This is a genomic window from Rathayibacter rhapontici (assembly GCF_001995175.1).
Classification (GTDB): domain Bacteria; phylum Actinomycetota; class Actinomycetes; order Actinomycetales; family Microbacteriaceae; genus Rathayibacter.
The window spans coordinates 1-3,800 of record NZ_MUKN01000111.1; the positions used below are offsets into that span (position 1 = coordinate 1).

The following is a 3,800-nucleotide window of genomic DNA, read 5'->3' on the forward strand; positions in this document are numbered from 1 at the left end:
CCAGACGAGGAGCGCGGGGCATCCCGAGGCCAGGAGCGACGCGGAGGCGAGCCGCACGGGCAGCGCGTCGTCGGCCTCGCGCCGCTCGACGACCGCGCCCGCGGCGCGGTAGCGGGCGAGCACGCGGCGCGTCCCGGAGGCGGTGCCCACCACGAGCACGCGGCGGCCGGTCAGATCGAGCGAGAGCTGCATCAGGACTCCTTCACTGCAGCGGAAGCGGACACGGACGCGGACACGGACGCAGGCAAGGACGCCGACAGCGACGCCGGCGGTCCCACGACGCTCACCGGCCCGACCGGGATCGTCGTCCCCGCCACCAGCACCGGCCCGTCGGAGCGCTCGTCGCTCCCCGCCGGACGGATCTGCCCGCGCTCGCGCACCGTCGAGACCCGCGGATCCGCGGTGTCCGGCGCGTTCACGAACGAGCGGAAGCGGCGCAGCCGATCGGGGTCGGCCAGGGTCGCCGCCCACTCGTCGACGTAGGTGTCCACGTGGGTCGCCATGGCGGCCTCCAGTTCGGCGGCGATCCCGAGCGAGTCCTCGCAGACCACCTCGCGCACGTGGTCGAGGCCGCCGGGCAGGTCCTCCTGCCAGCGGGCCGTGCGCTGGAGGCGCTCGGCCGTGCGGACGTAGTACATCACGTAGCGGTCGATGTACTGCACGAGCGTGGCGTCGTCGAGGTCCTGCGCGAGCAGCTGCGCGTGGGCGGGCTGGTAGCCGCCGTTGCCGCCGACGTAGAGGTTCCAGCCGGTGTCGGTCGCGATCACGCCGATGTCCTTGCCGCGCGCCTCCGCGCACTCGCGCGCGCATCCGCTGACGCCCAGCTTGAACTTGTGCGGGGAGCGCAGGCCGCGGTAGCGCTCCTCGAGGAAGATCGCCATGCCGACCGCGTCCTGCACGCCGTAGCGGCACCACGTCGATCCGACGCACGACTTCACCGTGCGCAGCGACTTGCCGTAGGCCTGGCCCGACTCGAATCCGGCGTCGACCAGCAGGGTCCAGATCTCGGGGAGCTGCTCGAGGCGGGCGCCGAACATGTCGATCCGCTGGCCGCCGGTGATCTTCGTGTACAGGCCGTACTGCTCGGCCACCTCGGCGATGACCTTGAGCTTCGCGGGCGTGATCTCGCCGCCCGGGATGCGCGGGACGACCGAGTACGTGCCGTCCTTCTGCATGTTGGCGAGCGCCCGGTCGTTGGTGTCCTGCAGGGGCGCCTGGCCCGCATCGAGGATGTAGGCGTTGGTCTGCGTGGCGAGGACGGAGGCGATCACGGGCTTGCAGACGTCGCAGCCCAGCCCCGAGCCGAACCGCTCCATGACCTGCTCGGCCGAGTGCAGGCCCAGGATCCGCACCGACTCGAACAGCTCGCTGCGGCTGAGCGAGACGTGCTCGCAGAGGGCGCGCGACACCTCCACACCGGCGCGGGTGAGCTCGATGTCGAGCAGCTTCTTGACCAGCGGGACGCAGGAGCCGCACTGGGTGCCGGCGCGCGTGCACGCCTTCAGCGGCCCGAGCTCGGTGCAGCCCTCGCCGATGGCGTGGCGCACCTCTCCCACCGAGACGTTGTTGCAGGAGCAGAGCTGCACGTCGTCGGGCAGGTCGCCGCTCGGCGCGTCCGCCCCGGCGGCCGCGAGGTACGCGCTGGGCTCGGCGGGCAGCTCGCGGCCCAGCAGCGGGCGGAGGGAGGAGTAGGGCCCCGCGTCGCCGACGAACATGCCGCCCAGCAGGGTCTTCGCATCGTCCGAGACGACGATCTTCTGGTACAGCCCGCGGGCCGGGTCGGCGTAGACGACCTCGAGGGCGCCCTCGCCCGCGCCGAGCGCGTCGCCGAAGCTGGCCACCTCGACGCCCGAGAGCTTGAGCTTGGTGGCGTCGTCCACTCCGGGGAACGTCGCGTCGCCGCCGAGCAGCCGGTCGGCGACGACCTCGGCCATCGCGTTCGCGGGGGCGACGAGGCCGACCGTGCGGCCCTGGATCGCGGCGACCTCGCCGATGGCCCAGACGTGCTCGCGACTGGTGCGGCAGGCGTCGTCGACGACCACTCCTCCGCGCGGAGCGACGTCGATGCCGACCGCGCGCGCCAGCTCGTCGCGGGCGGTGATGCCGATCGAGAAGACCACGAGGTCGGCGCCGATGCTCGAGCCGTCGGTCAGGGTGACGCCCAGCACGGTGCCGGTGGGCGAGGTGAGGATCTCGGTGGGCCGGTTGCCGAGGTGCAGCGCGATGCCCTGCGCCGAGATGATGCGGCCCAGCGCCTGGCCGGCGCCCTCGTCGAGCTGCGCGCTCATCAGCCAGCGGCCGGAGTGGATGAGCGCGGTGCGCGCCCCGAGCCGGTGCGCGCCGCCCGCGGCCTCGAGGCCGAGCAGTCCTCCTCCGACCACGACCACGTTCGCCGGGCGGCCCTTGCGCTCCTGGAAGGCGGCGAGGTCCGCCACGAGCGAGTCGACGTCCTCGAGCGTGCGGTACACCCGGCCGTGCTCGGCACCGGCGATCGGGGGCACCGTGGCGGAGGAGCCGGTCGCCAGAACGATCTCGTCGCCCTCGAACCAGCGGCCGTCGGCCAGCTCGACCCGCGGGTGCTCCGGATCGATCGCGACCACGCGGGAGGAGGTGATCAGCCGTGCCGACTCCCACAGGGCGCCGTCGCCGAGGGTCAGGTCCACGCGCCCCTCGAGGCGCTTCGAGAGCGCGACGCGGTCGTAGGGGTGGTGCACCTCCTCGCCGAAGACGGTGATGTCGAGAGCGGAGTCGGCCCGCGCGACGAGCGCGTCGACCAGGCGGTGCGCGGCGGGGCCGGCGCCGACGACGAGCACGCGTCGGGGGGCGTCGGCGGCGGGGTTCGCTCCTGCGGTTGTCATGCCCTCCACCGTAGGCAGGCGCCGTTTCCCCGCCGTTGCCCGGACGTAACGCTCTGTGACGGGCGTCTCACGGTGCCGCGGAGCGGTCGTGAGAGCTTCGTTACGCCCGGGACACCGCAGACGTCATCGGCTGAAACGCGGGGTCCCTACCGTGTCCTTCACCGCCTCCGATCGGCTGCGGGATCCTCGATCGAGAAGGCGGGACCATGACACTCCTCGACCTGACCCGCTCCCCCTCGTCGACCACGACCTGGGTCCCCGTCTGCAACCGCCTCGAGCTCGAGCCGCTCTGGGGCGAGGCCGCGCTCGTCGGCGGCGTCCAGCTCGCGCTCTTCCTCCTCCCCGACGGACGCGTCTTCGCCGTCTCGAACCTCGACCCCGCGACGGGGGCCGCCGTGCTCTCCCGCGGCATCGTCGGCTCGCGGAACGTCGACGGCGTCCAGCGCGCCACCATCGCCTCGCCGCTGCACAAGGACGTCTTCGACCTCGAGACCGGCCGGTGCTACACCTCCGAGTCGCTGCACCTCGCGACGTGGAGCGTGCGGGAGTCGGACGGAGTGATCGAGGTGGCCCAACGGACCGCTCTGGTCGCCGCCTCGCACGGCACCTCGGACGACGACGGCCGCCGTGCCGTCGCCGCGCTGGTCGACGCGGTGCGGACCGCGAACCCCGCGATCGACGTGCTCGACTCCTTCGTGGACGTGCAGCAGCCGGACGTGCCCGAGACCCTCGGCACCCTCCAGCCCGACCGCCCCGCGGTCGTCGTGCCTCTGCTGCTCAGCGCCGGCTACCACGTGCACGTCGACCTCGCCGAGGCCGCGGCCGAGGCGGAGCGACCGGTGCGGGTCACCGGCGCGCTCGGGCCGGATCCGCGGCTCGCGACGGTCCTGGCCCGCCGCCTGCACGAGGCGGGCCTGGGCGAGGGCGACCGGATCGTGCTCG

At 73.4% G+C, this 3,800-nt stretch carries 2 protein-coding genes and 1 pseudogene; 1 reads left to right on the forward strand and 2 read right to left on the reverse strand.

What is annotated here, in order from left to right:
* Both B0T42_RS18760 and nirB read right to left on the reverse strand, forming a co-directional pair.
* Window positions 1-192 (reverse strand): annotated as a pseudogene (locus B0T42_RS18760) (uroporphyrinogen-III C-methyltransferase); the annotation flags it as partial.
* The gene (gene nirB, locus B0T42_RS18765; RefSeq protein WP_077224483.1) at window positions 192-2,858 is read right to left on the reverse strand and encodes a nitrite reductase large subunit NirB; all 2,667 of its coding nucleotides are present in this window, start codon (window positions 2,856-2,858) and stop codon (window positions 192-194) included. The pseudogene B0T42_RS18760 and the gene nirB, both read right to left, overlap by 1 nt.
* A gap of 206 nt (window positions 2,859-3,064) precedes the next feature.
* On the opposite strand from nirB, the gene nirD reads away from it, so the two are divergent.
* Window positions 3,065-3,800: nitrite reductase small subunit NirD (gene nirD / locus B0T42_RS18770; protein ID WP_077224484.1), on the forward strand; the 736-nt coding region annotated here is incomplete at its 3' end.